General features: G+C 53.7%; 13 protein-coding genes. 7 read left to right on the top strand and 6 right to left on the bottom strand.

Going from position 1 to position 18,012, the window contains the following annotated elements; all coding sequences use genetic code 11:
• Positions 1 to 34 precede the first annotated feature (34 nt).
• The 5 genes from OEV49_07205 to OEV49_07185 all read right to left on the bottom strand — a co-directional run bounded on the left by OEV49_07205 (position 35) and on the right by OEV49_07185 (position 9,309).
• Positions 35 to 1,087, bottom strand: coding sequence for a DNA recombination protein RmuC (locus tag OEV49_07205; GenBank protein ID MDH3890857.1), 1,053 nt, complete (start codon positions 1,085 to 1,087; stop codon positions 35 to 37).
• A gap of 17 nt (positions 1,088 to 1,104) precedes the next feature.
• Positions 1,105 to 2,691, bottom strand: coding sequence for a hypothetical protein (locus OEV49_07200; protein ID MDH3890856.1), 1,587 nt, complete (start codon positions 2,689 to 2,691; stop codon positions 1,105 to 1,107).
• Positions 2,692 to 2,816: 125 nt separating this feature from the next.
• Positions 2,817 to 3,815 (bottom strand): PorV/PorQ family protein, encoded by a 999-nt coding sequence (locus OEV49_07195; GenBank protein ID MDH3890855.1) that lies wholly within the window; start codon positions 3,813 to 3,815, stop codon positions 2,817 to 2,819.
• A gap of 13 nt (positions 3,816 to 3,828) precedes the next feature.
• Entirely contained in the window at positions 3,829 to 6,567 is a 2,739-nt protein-coding gene (locus OEV49_07190; protein MDH3890854.1) for a hypothetical protein, read from the bottom strand.
• Positions 6,568 to 6,582: 15 nt separating this feature from the next.
• Positions 6,583 to 9,309 carry a TonB-dependent receptor gene (locus tag OEV49_07185; protein ID MDH3890853.1) on the bottom strand — a complete coding sequence of 909 codons (2,727 nt, stop codon included), beginning with the start codon at positions 9,307 to 9,309 and terminating at the stop codon, positions 6,583 to 6,585.
• Positions 9,310 to 9,605: 296 nt separating this feature from the next.
• On the opposite strand from OEV49_07185, the gene OEV49_07180 reads away from it, so the two are divergent.
• The 7 genes from OEV49_07180 to OEV49_07150 all read left to right on the top strand — a co-directional run bounded on the left by OEV49_07180 (position 9,606) and on the right by OEV49_07150 (position 16,763).
• Positions 9,606 to 10,565: an ABC transporter substrate-binding protein gene (locus tag OEV49_07180; GenBank protein MDH3890852.1), complete on the top strand. Its 960-nt coding sequence runs from the start codon at positions 9,606 to 9,608 to the stop codon at positions 10,563 to 10,565.
• Complete coding sequence (locus OEV49_07175) at positions 10,562 to 12,250, top strand: ATP-binding protein (GenBank protein MDH3890851.1); 1,689 nt, start codon at positions 10,562 to 10,564, stop codon at positions 12,248 to 12,250. The genes OEV49_07180 and OEV49_07175 overlap by 4 nt, the downstream gene beginning before the upstream one ends.
• Positions 12,213 to 12,632 carry a response regulator gene (locus OEV49_07170; protein ID MDH3890850.1) on the top strand — a complete coding sequence of 140 codons (420 nt, stop codon included), beginning with the start codon at positions 12,213 to 12,215 and terminating at the stop codon, positions 12,630 to 12,632. The genes OEV49_07175 and OEV49_07170 overlap by 38 nt, the downstream gene beginning before the upstream one ends.
• A gap of 8 nt (positions 12,633 to 12,640) precedes the next feature.
• The gene (locus OEV49_07165) at positions 12,641 to 13,009 is read left to right on the top strand and encodes a response regulator (GenBank protein MDH3890849.1); all 369 of its coding nucleotides are present in this window, start codon (positions 12,641 to 12,643) and stop codon (positions 13,007 to 13,009) included.
• Positions 13,006 to 14,694 carry a response regulator gene (locus OEV49_07160; protein ID MDH3890848.1) on the top strand — a complete coding sequence of 563 codons (1,689 nt, stop codon included), beginning with the start codon at positions 13,006 to 13,008 and terminating at the stop codon, positions 14,692 to 14,694. The genes OEV49_07165 and OEV49_07160 overlap by 4 nt, the downstream gene beginning before the upstream one ends.
• 547 nt (positions 14,695 to 15,241) lie before the next feature.
• Complete coding sequence (locus tag OEV49_07155) at positions 15,242 to 15,799, top strand: isoprenylcysteine carboxylmethyltransferase family protein (GenBank protein ID MDH3890847.1); 558 nt, start codon at positions 15,242 to 15,244, stop codon at positions 15,797 to 15,799.
• A gap of 13 nt (positions 15,800 to 15,812) precedes the next feature.
• Positions 15,813 to 16,763 (top strand): NAD(P)H-binding protein, encoded by a 951-nt coding sequence (locus OEV49_07150; GenBank protein ID MDH3890846.1) that lies wholly within the window; start codon positions 15,813 to 15,815, stop codon positions 16,761 to 16,763.
• Positions 16,764 to 16,799: 36 nt separating this feature from the next.
• Here OEV49_07150 and OEV49_07145 read toward each other — a convergent pair whose 3' ends face one another.
• On the bottom strand, positions 16,800 to 17,981 hold the full coding sequence (locus OEV49_07145) for a PDZ domain-containing protein (GenBank protein ID MDH3890845.1): 1,182 nt from the start codon (positions 17,979 to 17,981) through the stop codon (positions 16,800 to 16,802).
• Between the last annotated feature and the right edge of the window lie 31 nt (positions 17,982 to 18,012).

Raw genomic sequence — 18,012 nt, 5'->3', positions numbered from 1 at the left:
GAAGACGGACCCGCCCTACAAGAGTGCAAGACCGTCACCCGTCTGCAACAGTCGGCTCTTCGACCGGCTCGTCCAATGTCGACGGCTCACGCAACTGCTGTAACTGAGTGGTCATGCCGTTGATCTCGTCACGACCATGACTAAGTGTACTGGTGAGTGCACGAACCGAACCTTCCATCCGTTCGTGCAGTTTTGTCAGACGTCCCAACGCATCGCCAAGGTTGTTCAAGCCGGCCGACAGCTTTCGGCCATCGCCTGATAGACCGGCATGTGCATACACAGATGCCAGCGACGCCAGGAAGGCATACAGATGACCCGGTGAACTGGGGATGACGTTCCTGGACAGGGCATACTCGAAACCGGTTTCGAGATCATCGGAAACGAAACGATAGTAGACCGCCTCCGATGGAATATACATGAGCGCAACGTCGGTGGTCTGCTCGGCAGGCAGGATATAACGGCCGCTGATGTCATCGACATGTTTCTTGAGCGAGCGCACAAACTCTTTTCGAGCTTCCGATGAATCCGGTTCGGCGCGAAGTCGTTCAAACGGTTCGAGAGGAAATTTGGAGTCTATCGGCAAGAGTCTATCGGCTAGCTTTACTACAGCATCGACACGCTTGCCCGACGCAAACCTATGTTGCGTGTCGAACATCGAGCGCGGCAATATCTGAGCCAGCAGATTCTCAAGCAGCATCTCCCCAAGGCTGCCTCGGAGTTTGGGTGGCTTCAGTAGGTCGGAGAGTGATTGGATGTTCTTTCCGACCGCTTCGATATTCTCAGCCTGGGTCTGAAGCTGCCCCAGCCGGTGCTCGATGTCGACCAGTAGTTCCATACGCTTGTCGATAGCGCCGGTACCCTCGGCCAGGCGTTCGTTCATCAGACGGCCGGTACTGTCCAGCGAATCACGCAAACTGACCAGCCCCTCCAACTGTTTCTCCAGTAATTCGCTCTTGAGCTTTTCCAGGGCCAGTTCGATTTTTCGTGGAGCGTCGCTGTCAGGCCGACGTTGACCGACCAACAAACTGACCAACAGGACAACCACCAGTCCGAGTCCGCCGATGATTATTATGCTAACGCCGTCCATCAATCTCTTTTCAGTTGCTATTTGGCCAGGTACTTGACGTCGTTCTTCTCGGGCAGGTGATCCTTCAGAAGGTCTTTGTGGAGCATCAGCGTTATGCGGTTGTTGTCTTCATCGAAATAATCGCCCGACGGCGTGATTCCCCAGATATACTTGGCCATCAAATGACTGGTGGCGTAGTCATACAGGCCGACTTCGTTACGGTCAAAACGAACGCCGAACCGATATCCGTCGACATTGGTGGTAACGCCGTACTGTTCTCCAAACAAGACCGAAGAGACCGCGGCCAGACGCTTGTCGAAACCGAACATCAGATTGCCGGATATCTCCTGCTCCGGCTCGAAGCTGAATTCGAAACCGAGCCAATGTTTGTTTTCGCGAACGATGTAGCTGTCCCCCTTTATCAGTTCTTTCCCCTTGGCCAGCCTGCCGGGTCGAATCATCAGTCGGTCATCCATCACCTCGTCGATGAACTTGTCGAATCCCTCAAGAAACTCTTCCCAGTTTTCGTCTTCGGTTGCTTCGATCAGAATCTGTTTGACTACCTGAGTGGTTTGGCCATAGACAGTTTTGAAATCGCCCGAGAGTTTCAGGTATACTTCGAAGAATCGCTCTTGATCCATACGCTCGAGCAGGTAAGCACAGAACAGGCCGGCCACCGGGTAGGCGATGTCGGCACCGGAATGGGGCTCGAACAGCGACATGGCCAGCAGGCTGTCCAGGTCGACTATTTTCTCTCGATACAAGAACCCACCCAGATCAATGAGAGAAGTCGGTGTCTTACCCCAGCGACCACCGAGTGTTACGGCAATCCCCTCTCTCATAAGTGGCTGAGTGTAAAGCGGCAGTTTCTGAAGTTTCAGGTTTACCAGGAAGTGGATCAACTCATGGTAGTGTGGAAAGAACGATGAAATCAGATCGTTGGACGGCAGATCGAAAACGCCCTTAACGAGATGTCCGGTGATCTGCTCGATGGTTGAATCACTGCCGCAGTAGAAGTAGTCAATCTTTTCGTCGGTCAGCAGCTTAAGCTGATCTTTGGATAGTTTCAGCAACCGGGCAGTCTGCTCAATGAATGAATCGGTCGCCTCTAAGCATACCGGGTTGAGGTATCGTTCGGCGGTAGGATCCACGTGCACTCTCAGGTAGCGACTTTCCCGAATCGGCCAGTCGCGGCAGTAGTAATCCTGAGGGTAGCACAACCACCAATACTGTCCATCGAAATTCAGGAAATAATTGTGTTCGACCAACTCTCCTTCTACGATACTTGAGTACAGAAGAAGCTGGTAGGCCGGATCGCCCAGGCTGATAATGCGCTTGGCCACCGGCTGAAGATGATTCCGATACAGTTTCAGATCACGGATTATGGGTGAGTTGCAGTCGTTCTTTAGAGGTATATCGGTGTATTCGATACCGAACCGGGAAGCTCGTTCCAACGAAGGCCCGCTCCAGAGGTAGTGGGCCGATTCAATGTTACCGGAGATCAGTAGATCGAAGTATTCGCCCAGGATATCCACGGGTCGATCAGCCGCCCCGGCGGTACCGGCTGACACAAAAAGAACTATCAACATACCTGCAATAGAAAGTCGAGACAAAACTGTTTTCATTCGGTCGCTGCTCCTTGAGTATCTTGCATATCGTCCGACAATATCATCCATTCTACACGTCAAGTCCAGAGTTGTTACAAAAAAGCCCGCCACAAGGCGGGCTTTCTCTCAATCGCAAAGAGCCTCTAAAAATTGAACCCAACGCTGAACCGGTGGGTAGATTGTAGTCGGCCAAAGTCCTGCCAGGCGTAGTCGATCAAGAGATCGGTTTCGCCGGAGATGTTGGTTATAAGGCCTCCACCAAAGGACAACCCTTCCTCATCGGACTGGAACTTATAGCCGCTCCTGAGGAAGAACATTTCATCGTACTGCCATTCGGCGCCGATCGATCCCTGCTGGTGACTGTCATTGGGATGCTTCATCTCAGCCGAGATCGTTACATCTGACTTAGAGGCAACCGCAAAGTCATAGGCAAGACCAAACCGGAACATCATCGGCAGATCATACGGAGTGGTTTTGACCGAGGCGCCGATTGGCGTGTTGGCGCCGTCTCCATCCAGCTCGTCATAGGCTACATCAAGGTCGGGTCCCGAAAACTGAAGGTCCGGACCCATGTTGGTAATACTCATCCCCATCCGTAGCGATTTGAATCCGGTGTATAGCAGGGTACCGAAGTCGAAGGCGAATGTAGATGCGTTTTCCTTGTGGATTCGTTCACCGACATACTTGAACGATCCGCCGAATGCAAACCGATCGGTAAGTTGGCGAGCATAGCTCACGCCGACGGCGTAAGAGACAGCTGAATAGAAATCCCCGGTGCCGTCCTGATCATCGAGGGTGGTGATCTCCTGATCCTCCATCGACAACACGGCCGCCGAGACACCAAAGACGCCGATGTCTTCGAAGTGCTTGGCGTAGCCGACATAGTTGAGGTCGATATCCAGAAGCCAGTTGACATTGGTGAAGCCGATTGCGGAATTCTCAACTTCGACCAGACCGGCGGGGTTCCAGAACATAGCGTATACATCGTTGGCCATGGCCACCGAAGCTTCACCGGTACCCTGGTACCTGGAGCCAACGCCGATTTTCAGAAACTGAGCGCCGGCGCTACCCATTTTGGAATGTCCTGCGGAGGCGGTCGTGGCCACCATAAGCAGCAACATCAGCCAGATAATCTTTCTCACTTCGCACCTCCTTCTATTTGATTATGGCAAAGCGACCGAGGTGCTCGCCATACTCTGATTCAACGTGGTATACGTACATGCCGCTGGCTACCTGGCGGCCGTTATCCGACTGCAGGTTCCAGCTTTCCGAACCGTCACCATCGGTGTGATGCAGTGTCGCCACCAAATCGCCGGCCAGCGTGTATATTCTGATCGTGCAACCCACCGGGATTCGGTTAAAAGTGATCTCCGAAGCCTCGCTGGCCGTCTCGACATAGCCTGAGAAACGTCCAAAGTACGGGTTGGGCACGACACGGATGTTTTTGAGTTCGTTACTGGCGGCCGAGGCGCTGATTCCATCCGGCTTGAACGTGAAGACGTCGGCCGGACCGTTCATGGGCGCCCCTTCCATGGTCACCACATCACCGGTGGCCGGATCGTAGGTATCCACGTCAAGGTCGAACAGCCAACTGTAATGATTAGGGAAGGCGCTGTCGGTTACCGAGGAAGCGGCATTGTAAGGCCAGTCGACAATAGTCATTAACTGGCTGGCGTCCCACACGCCGGTGCCACCCCAATCCAGCACTGAAATCGATACGCGCTCGCCTGAGGTCGTGTTCCAAACCTCGAAGGGTACCCAGTACGGAATGTCCTGGCCGTAGTACCAGTCCAAAAGCCAGGTGGCGCGCGTGGAATCTCCAGTGTAGCGCAGCTCGTAAGTGTTACGGTAGGGCTCATTGCCCCACACGTAGCTGGGGTCGTCATACAACCAGGCGACCGGCGGTCCCAGGATTTCAAAAACATTGAAGCTGGTGTCAGCGCCTGAAAAACCGGTTTGGCCAAAGCTGGCCGGTTCCCGATCGACATCGGTGACAACCACTCTTAGCCCTTCGACCACTTCGTAGAGACCTTCGTCGCCGGACATCGTTTCCTGATCGAACAGCAGCGTGTCGCCGCTGGTGACGTTTATCAGATGCCAGACGGTGGCTTCGTTATCCGGCGTGTCTTCAAACACCACCTGGTACTCAGAACCGGTAATGTCGTCGGTGTCAAAGACGATCGGGACAACATTGCCCTGGGAAGGTGATCCCGCTCCGTCGTAGGTGTGTTTAACGGATGAAGCGGCATCATAGAATCCGGCCGGGGCGGCTGTTGGAGTTGCCGCCACAACGTTGGACACCTCACCGGCGATGCCGAAGCCCGATTGCAGCACATCCACGCCTGTTTCCAAATCTCCACGATCATAGGCAACCAGACAATACCAGTATTCCACGCCGTTGTAGAGACCGGTGTCGATGTACGAATGGTTGATTGGATCACCTGGGTAGGAGACACTAAACTCGGCGATCCTGTCATAGTCGATATCGAGGCAGCTATTATCGTTTTCGTCATCCACAGCGCCCCAGGACCTGCCCTGGTTGTTACTGCGGTACAGTTTGTATCCGACAAAGTCGACTTCGCTGCTCAGCGGGTCGATGCTGACTTCTGCCGTGTCGTCCCAGTTCAGATAGACCTGGCCCTCGCTGGCGCGTGCCGTCAAGGTAGGTGTGGCCGGTGGCTGAGGGCCGATAAAGTTGTTATCATACAGATTCTGAGCCAGGGAGGCATTGTTACGGAAGTCAGCTTCGTCTTTACCGGCCACCAGCGCGAAAACGCAACGCACAGTTTTGCCGGCGGTGAGGTCGATACCTCGCGTACACTGAATATAGAATTGATCGGTTGGCGGTAGTGACTCATCGAACTGCGTACTGTTGATCAATTCAAACATGCCCGGATCATCGATTCCGGTAACAATCGCCCAGTCGTCGGAGCGAAAGGCCGTCATGCCGAGGCCGTCCGGCATCTCCAGAATCTTGGTGCCCATGACGCCGGTCTTGGTTTTCCAACCCGGGTCATATCCGGCAACATCATAGTTCCAGGCCAGGTTGTCGTCGACATCGTATGCAACCATGTCGTTAAGGCGTCCGTTTTCACCGGTGCCGTCGGGACCACCGACGTCGATATCGATATACAGACCGAAAGCAAACTCCGAATAATCTACTACCGAAGTATTGGTGATCTCCAGGACAACGAAGAGGAAGTCCTCGTTGTAGCAGTAGTTCCACTGCATGATAGTCTGAGTCAGCTCCAGGCCCAATAGCGGTGCTCCTTCGGCGGCATCGTTGAACCGATAGTGCGACTCCTGAAGTGAAGTTGGGCCGCCCGGATCATAAGTAGCCGCCAGCGGATCCCAGATTTCGTTGAAATCGAAGACGTCGCCGGAGGGGTCCCAGACGCGCCAACCGAAAGCCGGGCTGCCGCCACCGAGTCCCACTGTGTCGGTGGGATCATAGTTCCAGTAGCGGCTGGTGTCGGTTGACAGATAGATCAAATACTCGTCTTCACCGTTGACCGGCATGGGGGTGGCTTCGAAATCATCGTAGGTGTTGGCCACCAGCGTATCACCGCCGGGAGTCACGGCACCCATCCAATAACGAATCTCACCTATGTAGTCATGGCCGGAATTGCGCGGCCATTCGCCCGAAGGATAACCATAGTATTGGTAACCGCCGATATATCCGAAATTGTCGATGGTGGTTACAATGTTGCCCTTGTTATGAGTGATCTGATCCAGCGTGTGGACGCCGGGCGAAAGGGCCGACGGTGGGCGGGGATCACTCGGGTTCTGGTAGCCTCCCTGGGTGGCCGGACGGGCCATCACCAGGGTAACCGGAACCAGCAGAAGCAGTAGTGTCACCCAACCAACCCCGGTTGTTTTGTGTGTCGTTTTCATGCTCTGGGCTCCGCTCTAAAAGTTGTACTCCAGCCCGAACCGAATAGTGCGGGGTGGGGAATAATTCTGGGGATCGTGATCGTAAAGCCGATCAAGCCGTGACAGCGACGACTGAACTTCAGCCGTGCCCAGACTGATCTGGGCTAGCTGTCCGTCGTTGTCCGGCTGGCCGGTACGGGTGTAAACGTTTATCACGTTTCGTCGGTCAAACAGATTGTCGACCTCTGTAAACAGGCTCAAAACCTGGCTGGCGCCGCCGATATTGAAGTCCTTGCTGAAGCGCATATCCACTGTGTAGTTGGCCGGTAGACGACCTTCGTTGCGCTCGCCGAACCGATTGCCGAACGGATCGGTTGGTGTGTAAGGCAGTCCCGAGCCATAGTGACCAACGGTTGTAATGCCCCATGCGCCCGGGAGGGGCATACCGAAGAAATGGCCGTCCCACTCCGCCGGTACCCGATAACTGAGAACCGCTGTGACCGTGTGGCGCTGGTCAAAGTCGAGCGGGTACTCGCCCACCGGTGCCAGAGAATCAGCATTTGAGGTTATAAACGTATAGTAAGGTTCGGTGGCGAAAGAACTGTTGCCGGTGGCCAGCATGTAACCATAGGATATCGATCCGCCGAAGTACCCACCCAGAGGCAGTTTCTCCACTTCAACATCAAAGCCGGTGACCGAACCATAGTCGCCATTGTCGAAGTATGTTATAATGTTGGCGGCATCGCGCACCGAAGCGCGGGTGGTGACGAGATCCTTGATGTCCTTATAATAGGCGGTCACATCGAATTTCAAGTCATCGCCGATCAGGTGATCCAGGCCCAATTCGTAGGAAATCGTCTGCTCCGGTTCCAGGTCGGGATTACCCAACAACGGCAGTCCGGAGGTGACATCGCCCTGCAGATTGGTATACATAAAGACGTAGCGTGGCTCCTGAAAGTAGATGCCGTAGTTGAAGTGCATCACGGATTTTTCGGATATCGGGAAGGAGACGCCCAGCCGCGGCGATAGGCGCGACTCAGACTCGGACTTCACATAGTGAGCCTCCTCTTCGGCGGTCGTGCCGCGAGCAGCCAGATTGTACTCGATATCAGCGTCACGATAATCGAAACGCAATCCTACATTAATAACAAAGTCTTTGTACTCCAATTTATCCTGAAGGAAGGCCGAGGCCAAGAGCGGACGGCTGGAATACTTTTCACCATAAGGGAACTCGTTGTAGAACTGTTTGAGGTCCCAATCGACCTTGTAACGACGCACTTCAAGACCGCCCTTGATCTGATTGGTCTTATTCAACTGGGTCAGCAGGCTGGTCTTAAATGAAGTGTAATGAGCTTCTCGCCGACGAAACGTGGGTTCAAAGTCATTTCCGGTGGTGAAACCGGTCGCATGATAGGGATCGTTGAAGTCGCGATAACCGAGACCCAGGTAGTTGTCGTCGTCAATCGTACCGTTGTAGACGCCTTCTGCGTCCTCGGAATACCCGGGCCATTCATTCCAGTAAGTGTGGATGAGGTCCTTGGGGCCACGCCAGGTACGGGTGCTGAAGACGTTGAATGTGGACGACCAGATTACGCTTTCGCTGAAGTTGTAATTGCTGGTCAGACCCAAGAGATATGAATTCCGCTCCATCGATGGTAACCCATCAAGATTGAAATCATAGGAGATGCCGTTCACATCCCGATGGTTGTACAGCCTGCCGCTCTGATCATGATAAGTAAAATTACTTTTTACTCGCAAGTGTGGAGTCGGCTGTGCCGAGATTTTGGCTGTCCAGGTGTAGGCGTCCATCCCGTTGGCCGGCAGGGATGTTTCGTCGGTGAGATACTCACCGGCTGTGAAGAAATTGAAACGTTTGGGATCAAAACCCATCAGCGGTCCGGACAGGTTGAAAGCAACGGACCGATTTCCGGTCCGGGTGAGATCACCCCAGTCGCCGGTGGTGACGTCATACGGATGCGTAGCCCCTTCGTAGAGCTTTATCCCGCCGTGGAACTCCGGTCCGCCCTCACGAGTCACCGCCCTGACCACACCTGAGAGCGCCTCACCATACTCGGCGGTGTAGCCGCCGGACGTCAGTGAGAGTTCTTCAAGGGCGGTGGGCATTATCCGAATGCCGGAGGTCGAGTAGAACGGATCCTGAATCGAGAATCCGTCGTAGTAGTAGGATACCTGGCCGTCCCGGCCGCCGCGGACGTGAAGATTCTGATCACGACCGATCACTACGCCGGGATAATTGGTAAGTACCGACTGAACTGTTACTATGTTGGGTAGTTCTTTCAGTCGATCGGCGGTGAAGGTGATCCGCGACTCCGTCTGGTCTAGTTGGATGATCGGATTGGATGCCACTACGACAACCGCCCCACCGATTTCGATGACTTGTTGAGCCAGTTCGAAATCAACGGGTGTAGTCAGATCAACCAGAACACGCACTCCCTTCTTGGTCATTGTCTCATGACCGACGGAGGTGACGAAAAGATCGCATTTACCAACTGGTATGTTGATCATGAAATACTCACCGTCATCATCCGTTCGTGTTACCAGACTAGTCCCTGAGATACGAACCGTCGCCCCCACGATCGGTTCGCCGGTTTGGGAGTCTAAAACCTCTCCCGATATCTTGCCGCTCACACTTGCGTGAAGTGACGTCGCTCCGAAGAGCAACAGGACTGCAAGTGGGAGCAAGAACAACGATAGAAGTTGTTTGTACAAGGCAACTCCTCCTGCACGAGTTATTTTGAACATTGTATTTTCCAGATTCCGGCTTCTTAGACAGAATGCACTTTACATTCTAAGGTCGGTCCTGTGAAAAAAATCTTAAGGTCCCCTGAGAACAAAAAGTGGATTGTTATAATGACGATCACCAATGGGTCAGCTGCCCTGACCTGCTCGATCCCCCCAGACCCAGCATCGGTTGTCAAGTTTTGCGCGTTGTGTCCGATAGCTATGACCATACAACCCGTGGTGCTGGACCCAGAAGGGGGAGCGCCCAACAGCATAGGATTGTCAACGTTGTCAATAAGATACGGTCCGGTACGCCAATGAACGAGTGGTCCAAGAGAGTGCTCGTATGCGCGGTGATTCTATATCTGCTGGCCGGCTCAGCTGTCGCGCAGGCCGGTGAGGATATTCATATAGGCATAATCACCCGGGATAGCTTGAAGTCCACCCTGCGCACTTTGCAGGGTGCGCGCAAAGTGATCAAGCGAACACACCCCGGTGCGACCTTTCATGAGTTTCAAGTCGGCGACAATGTTGCCGGCAACCTGACCATCATCGACTCGCTCGACCAAGTGTCCCCCAAAGTTATCCTGACCGTCGGCAGTTCGGCCACAGAGTTCGCCAAAACCAATATTGAAAATGTCCCCACGGTTTTCTCGGCGGTAAAGTACCCGGTTCTTTCGGGCTATGTCAAGTCGATGGCCAAGCCCGGAGGCAGTATTACCGGCGCCTCGCTCAACGTTCCGGTCGATCTCCAGTTTAAGTATTTCAAGAAGATAATTCCCGGACTGAAAGATGTCGGTGTATTGTACACGGACAATACAGCCGCACTGATCGCTCACGCCAGGGTGGTGGCAGACAACGCCGGTATCACTTTGGTGCCGATGCTTGTAAACGATTTCAAAGAGCTACCCAAAGCGCTCGACTCTCTGGCCAAGATCACCGACGGTATCTGGAGCGTTGCCGACCCAAATCTGTTTGACCCGCGATCCACCCGATACATCCTGATGAACACGCTCCGCAAGGGCGTCCCGTTCATGGGTTTTTCGCGGCACGTGGTAGAGTCGGGCGCGTTGTTCGCGCTGGATTTTGACTACAAGGCAATCGGTCAACAAGCCGGTGAGATTGTCAAGCGTATATTGGCCGGAAGAAACCCGGGCCAGATTCCTGTTACCCAGGCCGATTTCGTCTGGTTCCATTACAATGAAAAAACCGCCGGACACGTGGGTATTACAATCCCGGACGATCTGGTGGCAGTGGCCAAGGAGGTGTACCGATGAACCTCCCGAGCATGATTAGCCGCTGCAAGCTTCGCACCAAATTCGTGGCGCCGATATCGGTTATCCTGGTTTGCTCCATTTTTGTGATGAGCGCCTATCTGATCCAGAGACAGGAAGACGGTTTCCGCTTGGGGCTCGAAAAGAACGGCGAGACAATGGTTCGCATACTCGCCCTGCAAGCCGAAAGCGGCGTGTTGTTTGAGGACACGCAGGAACTGGATGAATTGCTGGACAAGTTCTCGGTTTTCGAGGATATTCGGTGTGCGACAATCTACAACCTTGAGGGTGAGATACTCTCGCAACTCGGACAGTGGGATGTAGATTCGGCAATTCGGCTCAGAGAAATCAGCCACCCCAACGATCCCGATGCCGCCTACTGCCATGACTACTACGTTGAAGACGCCACAGGCAAGGTCTACATCGAAATGAACTACCCGGTGATGTCACGGGTGGAAAAACTGGATCGCGAAAATCTCGGCATCACAGGTGGTATTGATCGTTCCTTGACCAAGACCTTTGTTCGCGAACACCTCGGGGACATCAAACTGGTTTTGAGCCTCGAAGCGGTCAATGAGGCTATTGCTGAAGCGAGAGTGGCCGCTATAATCCTTACCCTGCTGGTCGTGGCTATCACTATTCTCTTTATCACCTTCATTGTTCGGTTTGTGACCAAACCGGTACAGATGCTGGTCGATGTAACAGACCAGGTAGCACGAGGGGATCTGAGTCAGCGTGTAAGTGTAAATCAAAGTGACGAGCTCGGTCAACTGGCCAATACATTTAACAAGATGATTGAGTCGTTGCAGCAAACACGAAACGAAATTGAGGAATACAACCGTACTCTCGAAGAGAAAATCATCCAGCGCACCCTGGAACTTGAAGATGCCCAGGCTCAGTTGATCCAGTCAGAGAAGATGAGTGCTATCGGTCAACTTGCAGCCGGAGTCGCCCATGAACTGAACAACCCACTTGGCGGGATTCTGGGTTATGCTCAATTCGCTCTGGAGAAGATGAAGAAGAAGAAAACCGCCGATCCCGACAACAAGGAGATGATGAGCTTCATTCGCTACCTTACCGATATCGAGACCCAGGCGCGGCGTTGTAAGGCTATTGTCCAAAACCTTCTCAGGTTCTCGCGTTCACGGCGGGCCACCGAGTTTGAAGATGTCGATATCAACGCGACCATAGAGGATACTGTCACCTTTGTGGAGCATCAGCTACACATGAACCAGATCGAGTTGAGTCTTGAACTCGATAGTAATCTGCCGATCATCCAGGGAAGTGGCGGACAGTTGCAGCAAGTATTCACCAATTTGATTATCAATGCCATGCATGCTTCCAAGCCTCAGGGTGTGATTAGCATCAAGTCGCGATTCAGTCCGGCCCTGGGAGAGTTCGGCGGAGCGGTCGAAGTGCAAATCGCCGACCAGGGCAGTGGCATTGAACCGGAGACGATCAAGAAGATATTCGAGCCGTTCTTCACCACCAAAGAAGTCGGCAAGGGAACAGGACTGGGGCTCTCGGTCAGCTACGGTATTATCAAGGATCACGGCGGCGAGATTAAAGTCGACTCGGTCGTTAGTCGGGGAACCAAGTTTACTCTTATTCTGCCTGTTCAGAAACCGGCCTCAGCTTCCGATAATTCAAGTGAGACGGTACCAAAACAGTCTGACGTACAGGTTTGAACTTAGGACCATGCAGGATTCAGCCGCCAAATCCATTTTAGTTGTAGATGATGAGGAGATCATCCGAGAGTTTCTTCTTGAGGTTCTCGGCGAAGACTATCAGGTTTCAACGGCCTGTGACGGTGACGAAGCTATCGAAAAAATCAAGTCGACAAAATACGATCTGATTATCACCGACCTGAAAATGCCCCGAGTATCGGGTGAAGAAGTGGTGAAATTCGCTCGCGAACAGGACCCAAACTATCAGGTTGTGGTCATCAGCGGTTACTCTACTCTGTTCTCCGTCAGCGATTCGGCCAAGGGTGGCGCGTGTGCGTTTCTATCCAAGCCGTTCTCGATCTCGGACCTAATGAACACAGTGGCTGAATGTATCGCCCAGTGAGGTAACTCATGGCTCGGATTTTGATTGTGGACGATTCAGAGGTTATCAGAGAACTTTTGACCGAATACTTGAGTGAGCAAGGTCATCAGGTCGATTCAGCCGTCGACGGTCAGTATGGTATCGAGCAGGCGCTGGATGGCGACTTTGACATTATCCTGTGTGACTTACACATGCCTCGGAAAAATGGTTATCAGGTGTTTACCGAGGTGACGGCGGCCCGTCCATCCTCACGTTTCATAATGACCGACTCCCTGCCCGATGAACTGGCACGACTGGCTCAGGAGGCAGGCGCCTATGGTTGTCTGACCAAACCGTTCGATCTGGAAGAGGTCACTCGAACCGTTGAAGAGGTTCTCTCAAAAGCACTTTCGCTATGACCCAGACTGACGAAAAACCCGTCCATGTTGTCGTGGCTGATGACGAGGAAATCGTCCTCTCCCTGGTACGCGACATGCTGGAGGATGAAGGGCATCTGGTCCAGGTTGCGTCCAACGGTCCTGACGCCTTGAAACTGGTTGAAGAGACTCCGGTCGATCTGATTATAACCGATATTCGTATGCCGCACATGAATGGCATCGAGTTGGCCGCAAAAGCGCGTGAGGTTCGTCCCGACGTTGTGGTCATCTTCATCACCGGCTATGCCGACCTGAACTCTGCCAAGGATGCTATCAAGCAGGGTGCTTTTGAGTATATTCTAAAACCGTTCGAACTGAAGGAGATCAGACAGGCGGTCGACAAAGCAGTCCTGAAAATTCGTCAATTGGCGGCCGACAAAGACGGCGGCGTCCAGCTTGAACGTCTCTCGGACCTGAGTCAGATGCTTTATACGGCCGGAGATCGAAAGTCGCTTACCACTCTTTCTTTGAAATTCGCCATGGTCCACTGCCGTTCGACGCACGGCGTCGCCCTCTACTGGGACAGCCTCGGGGCAGACTGCAGAAGGGTCTCCATCGTCGATGACCAGACCGAAGAAACCACGCTGGCCGATCAGCCCCTGACGGCCTGCCTGAGCGCCATCGATCCGGAACTGTTGGAAGCTCCGTTTTATGTCAACGACATTCATCAACATCCCTTGTACCTGGCCTGTCCCGACCCCTCCCTGGTTGAATACTTGTTTCCGCCCTGTCTGGAACCGACCCATCGTGTGGTGACGGTGCCGCTGAGTCGCGCCGGGTCTCACTATGGGCTGCTTATGATAGGTCTAAATCAGGAATCGGATACATTGAAAGAGACCGATTTGACCTTTCTCTCCATCACCGCCAGCCAGTTGGCCTTATCGCTTGAGAATATTACTCTATTGGAAGAAGCCAAGGATGCCTACGCACGTCTCAAAGAGCTACAGGATGAGACCATTCAGCTTGAGAAAATGGCCACGCGTGGTGAGATGTCGGCCGAGATCGGCCACGAGCTGAACAATTTCCTGGGTGTCGTCACCGGCAACCTGTCGCTCCTGGATTTCCATCTCAAAAAGCAGAACTACGACGAACTCCCCAGGTATCTCCATGCGATTCTCGATAACATCGATAAGATCAAGACCTTCACCGGGAACTTGATGGACCTGACGCCGATCGCTTCGAAGAAGGAAGCCATTCGGTTCGATCAGCTTCTGATGGAGGTGGTCGACTATCTCAAACCACAAAAGCGGTTTGCCGGCGTGTCTCTCAACATTGCAGCTCTGAAAGATCCGATTCTGTTTGAAGCCGATGCCACCCATATCCAGCAGTTGCTGTACAACCTGTTCAACAACGCCGCCGATGCAACTATCGAATGCGCCCGACGCGAGATTAACGTGGGTATCACCATCGACCGCGCCCATGGAATGTTTGCCATGACCATCAGTGACTCAGGGGCCGGTATGGAGCCGGCCCTGTTGGAGAAGGCTTTTGCTGAAAAGTTCACTACCAAAAAGGACGGCCACGGCTTTGGTCTGCTTGTTTGCAAGCGAATCATAGAGAATCACGGCGGCAAGTTGTCTATAGAGTCAGCCCTGTCTCAGGGCACATCAATCACCACTACCTTCCCTTTGGCCGATATCTGCGTCGATACGCCTGTCTCGGCCTGACCAGGCCACCCAGAGAGCAGCTGGCCCTGTCACCCTGAGCGTAGTCGAAGGGTGAACGAACAGGCACCAGACAGGCTCTACACCAGGCCCGGAATCTCTCTTTTGGCCCGGATGTAAGCACGTTATTGCTCAATGACCGAACCAGGTTGCATCTGGACGGTCTCCGACCCTGCACCCGACTGCACAGGCGTCAACGGTCCACCTACAGGAATCGCCTGTTGGAGACTGTTTGAGAGTCTGCCGGTATGAATCATCACCGCGAAACGTGCTGCCGGCAGGAGCTTTAATCGGGAAGGCCATCTTGGGGCCACCAACCGGCACAAAGGTTGCATGGTACCTGTCTCAGAACTTGGTTGTTTACCAGCCAGTTTTGTTAGACCAGACCCCTGCTTAGCCGGCGGGGGTTTTTTTATGGGGAGGGTTGGGGCGAAATGGCGCTGTTGGTCGGTGGTAGATTTCTACTGGACAGGGGAGCCACGAAGGTGTTAGTTGCATCTTCGGACGATGACACCACAGCTAAAGCTAACAACCCCGCTGAGAAGAACAGATGCTGTTTCAGTACAAAGAAGCCGTCTTCATCGTCGTGTCGGTCGGACTTTTCTGGCTGTCCCGATCAAGCCTGCGCGATAGGCGCTCCCACGGCTTCTATCGCTTTTTTGCCTGGGAACTGATCCTGGCTCAGGCGCTGCTAAGAACTGACAATTGGTTTGATGATCCCTTTAGTATCCACCAGTTGATCTCGTGGCTTCTTCTTACTATCTGCACCTACTGGTTCATTCACGGCGTTCATTCATTACGTCGGATGGGGAAGCCCAGTAGTGAGCGAGAGGATTCATCGTTGATAGGAATTGAAAAGACAACCGTGTTGGTGACAGGCGGCGCCTTTCGATATGTGCGTCATCCGATCTATAGTTCATTGCTATTCTTGACCTGGGGTATCTTCTTCAAACAGCCTTCTCTGCCGGGCATTGTCTTGGCGATGGTGGCGAGTTACTTTTTGGTAATGACCGCAAGGATGGAAGAAGCCGAAAACATTCGCTTTTTCGGTGCTGCCTATCAGGACTACATGAAGCGAACCCGGATGTTCATCCCTTTCCTGTTTTGAAGCGAGGCATTAATTGAACGACACCGAGAGAAAACCAATCATCGTTCTGGGCGGAACCGGCCATTATGGCCGCTACATTGTCCGGAATCTCCTGGCCAGGGGCGCCTTGGTGAGAGTTCTAAGCCGAAGCGCCAGTAATGCTCGGAAGTTACTCGGTGAATCACCTGAGATCGTGGAAGGGGATATTGTATCGAAGACTTCGATCAGCCAGGCCCTGGATGGTGTGCGTGCGGTAGTCATTAGCGTCTCTGCCTTCAGCCCCAAGTCGATTCGAAGCATGCGCATGATCGAACGAGACGCGGTACTTCAGGTTATCGCCCAGGCTGAGCGAATGGGCGTTGCACGCGTGATCTATGTCTCCATCTATGACATAAGGTTAGACATGCCCGGTGGATTCGATTTCGCACTCAGAAAAGAGATCGCCCAGATCAAGCTCGATGTCGAACAGGCGCTGACCTATTCGAATTTCAATTGGACCGTCCTTGGAGCGCCACCTTCGATGGAGATGTTTTTCCGCATGATTCGCGGGAGTAGCATGATGGTGCCCGGTGGTGGGCCGCCGGCGCTGCCGTGCATATCGCCTGTTGACATGGGCGAGATTGCCGCCCAGGCTGTTGAACGGCGGGACTTGTCGGGGCTGCGTTTTCGTATGGCCGGTCCAGATGCTGTGTCATTTGAGCAGGCCGCCCAACGGATCAGTCGTGTCGTCGGCAGACAGATTAGATACCGGAAGATACCTATGGTGCTACCTAAGATCGTCCACGCCGTCACGCGACCCTTCACGTCTGTCAGCGACCTGGCTCTTTTCGTTTACTCGATGACCGGATTCGTCCAGTTGTTGAATCGCTTCCCGCAGGATTTGGTTGATGCCGCCCCAGCCGATCATCAACGCCTGCTCGACACTTTCGACTACACCCGCACCACATTGGAGATGGAAGCGCAGCGGCGGGTGGATAAGGGCTAGCCGGTTTCAAGGAAATTCATTAAGGAGCAACGCCCCCTACTGTTCATCCTCATCCGGGTCGGGGGCGGTGCCGGTGGTGTCGATGTCGTAATCGTCGTAGGCGTCCAGATAATAGTAGTCGGTCTCGTCGAGCGGTTTCAATGGCTGCATCAGAAGTGTCTCGGTCTTTCCGTCACGGACAATCTCAAGCAGTGTCCCGCCGGCATCAAGACCGGCCAACAATCGTTCGACCAGTTCCCGGTGACTCTTCGCTCGACGACCATCCACCCTATGCAACCGATCACCCTCCCGGAGACCATTGGCGAAAGCCAACCGGTTGACATCTATCTGATTCACCACCATGCGGTCGGACTCGTCAAACTTGACCGAGAAACCAAGCTCCCCCTTGAACGGCAAACCGTCGACCAGCGGCTGCTGCTTGGCGCCGAAGCCCGGCCGTACCGGTTTGGGCGGACGGGTCAATCGAACCAAGGGCGAACTGTACGATTCGGAAGCGATCCAATCGGCCAGGGGACGATCAGGGCTGAGGATCCATTGGTTGTACAGGTATTTTTCAAGAATCTTGCGGCCCGGCGTATGATATTTCCAAAAGGCCGACGCCCAGGCATCCATTGTCGAATCATAACCCATAACGGAGTGAGCAGCGGTAATAGCCAGCAGCATGGCCAGGTTGTCCTGCCGGTATGGTCCCGGCTGCATCAGGGGATGGTAGGCAATACCGAGCACCACCGAGTCCTCCGGCTGCACCGCCTGGGCCAGCATCCGCCGTGATAACTGAAACAGCAGATTCAAGATGAGCCGATTACCATCGGGCGCCACCTCGAACGATGTCCCGTCCCCCATCCCGCCCATCGGAATGATGCACGGATCGGATGCACCCAGGGTGGGGTAGAACCTGACCAGGTAGATATCAAACTCCGACTCGTACCACTCGATGCCGGACAGTTCTCTCAGGATGTGCAGAACGGAGTCCCCTTTGTTCTGCCAAAAAGCCGTCAACAGGCTGTCGTTGTCGGCCAGCCAACGCATGTCGGTGCGAACCGACCGGGTGTCGTACAGTTTTGGAAAAAGAGAGTGCTGCAAAGCCGTCGAGCGGTCATTGAAACTTACCTTGGGCGTGAAGCCGTTGAAGCTGAAGATTGAATAGAAAGCATCCTGGGCCGAGGCCGACACAATCAGCGACGCCGTCAGGACAGTATAGATCAGGAACCGTTTCATACCAGACAATAACCTGTTGGGGCCCTCCAAG

It is taken from the genome of Candidatus Zixiibacteriota bacterium, from assembly GCA_029860345.1.
Classification (GTDB): domain Bacteria; phylum Zixibacteria; class MSB-5A5; order GN15; family FEB-12; genus JAJRTA01.
This window is presented reverse-complemented; position numbering and strand designations above follow the sequence as displayed.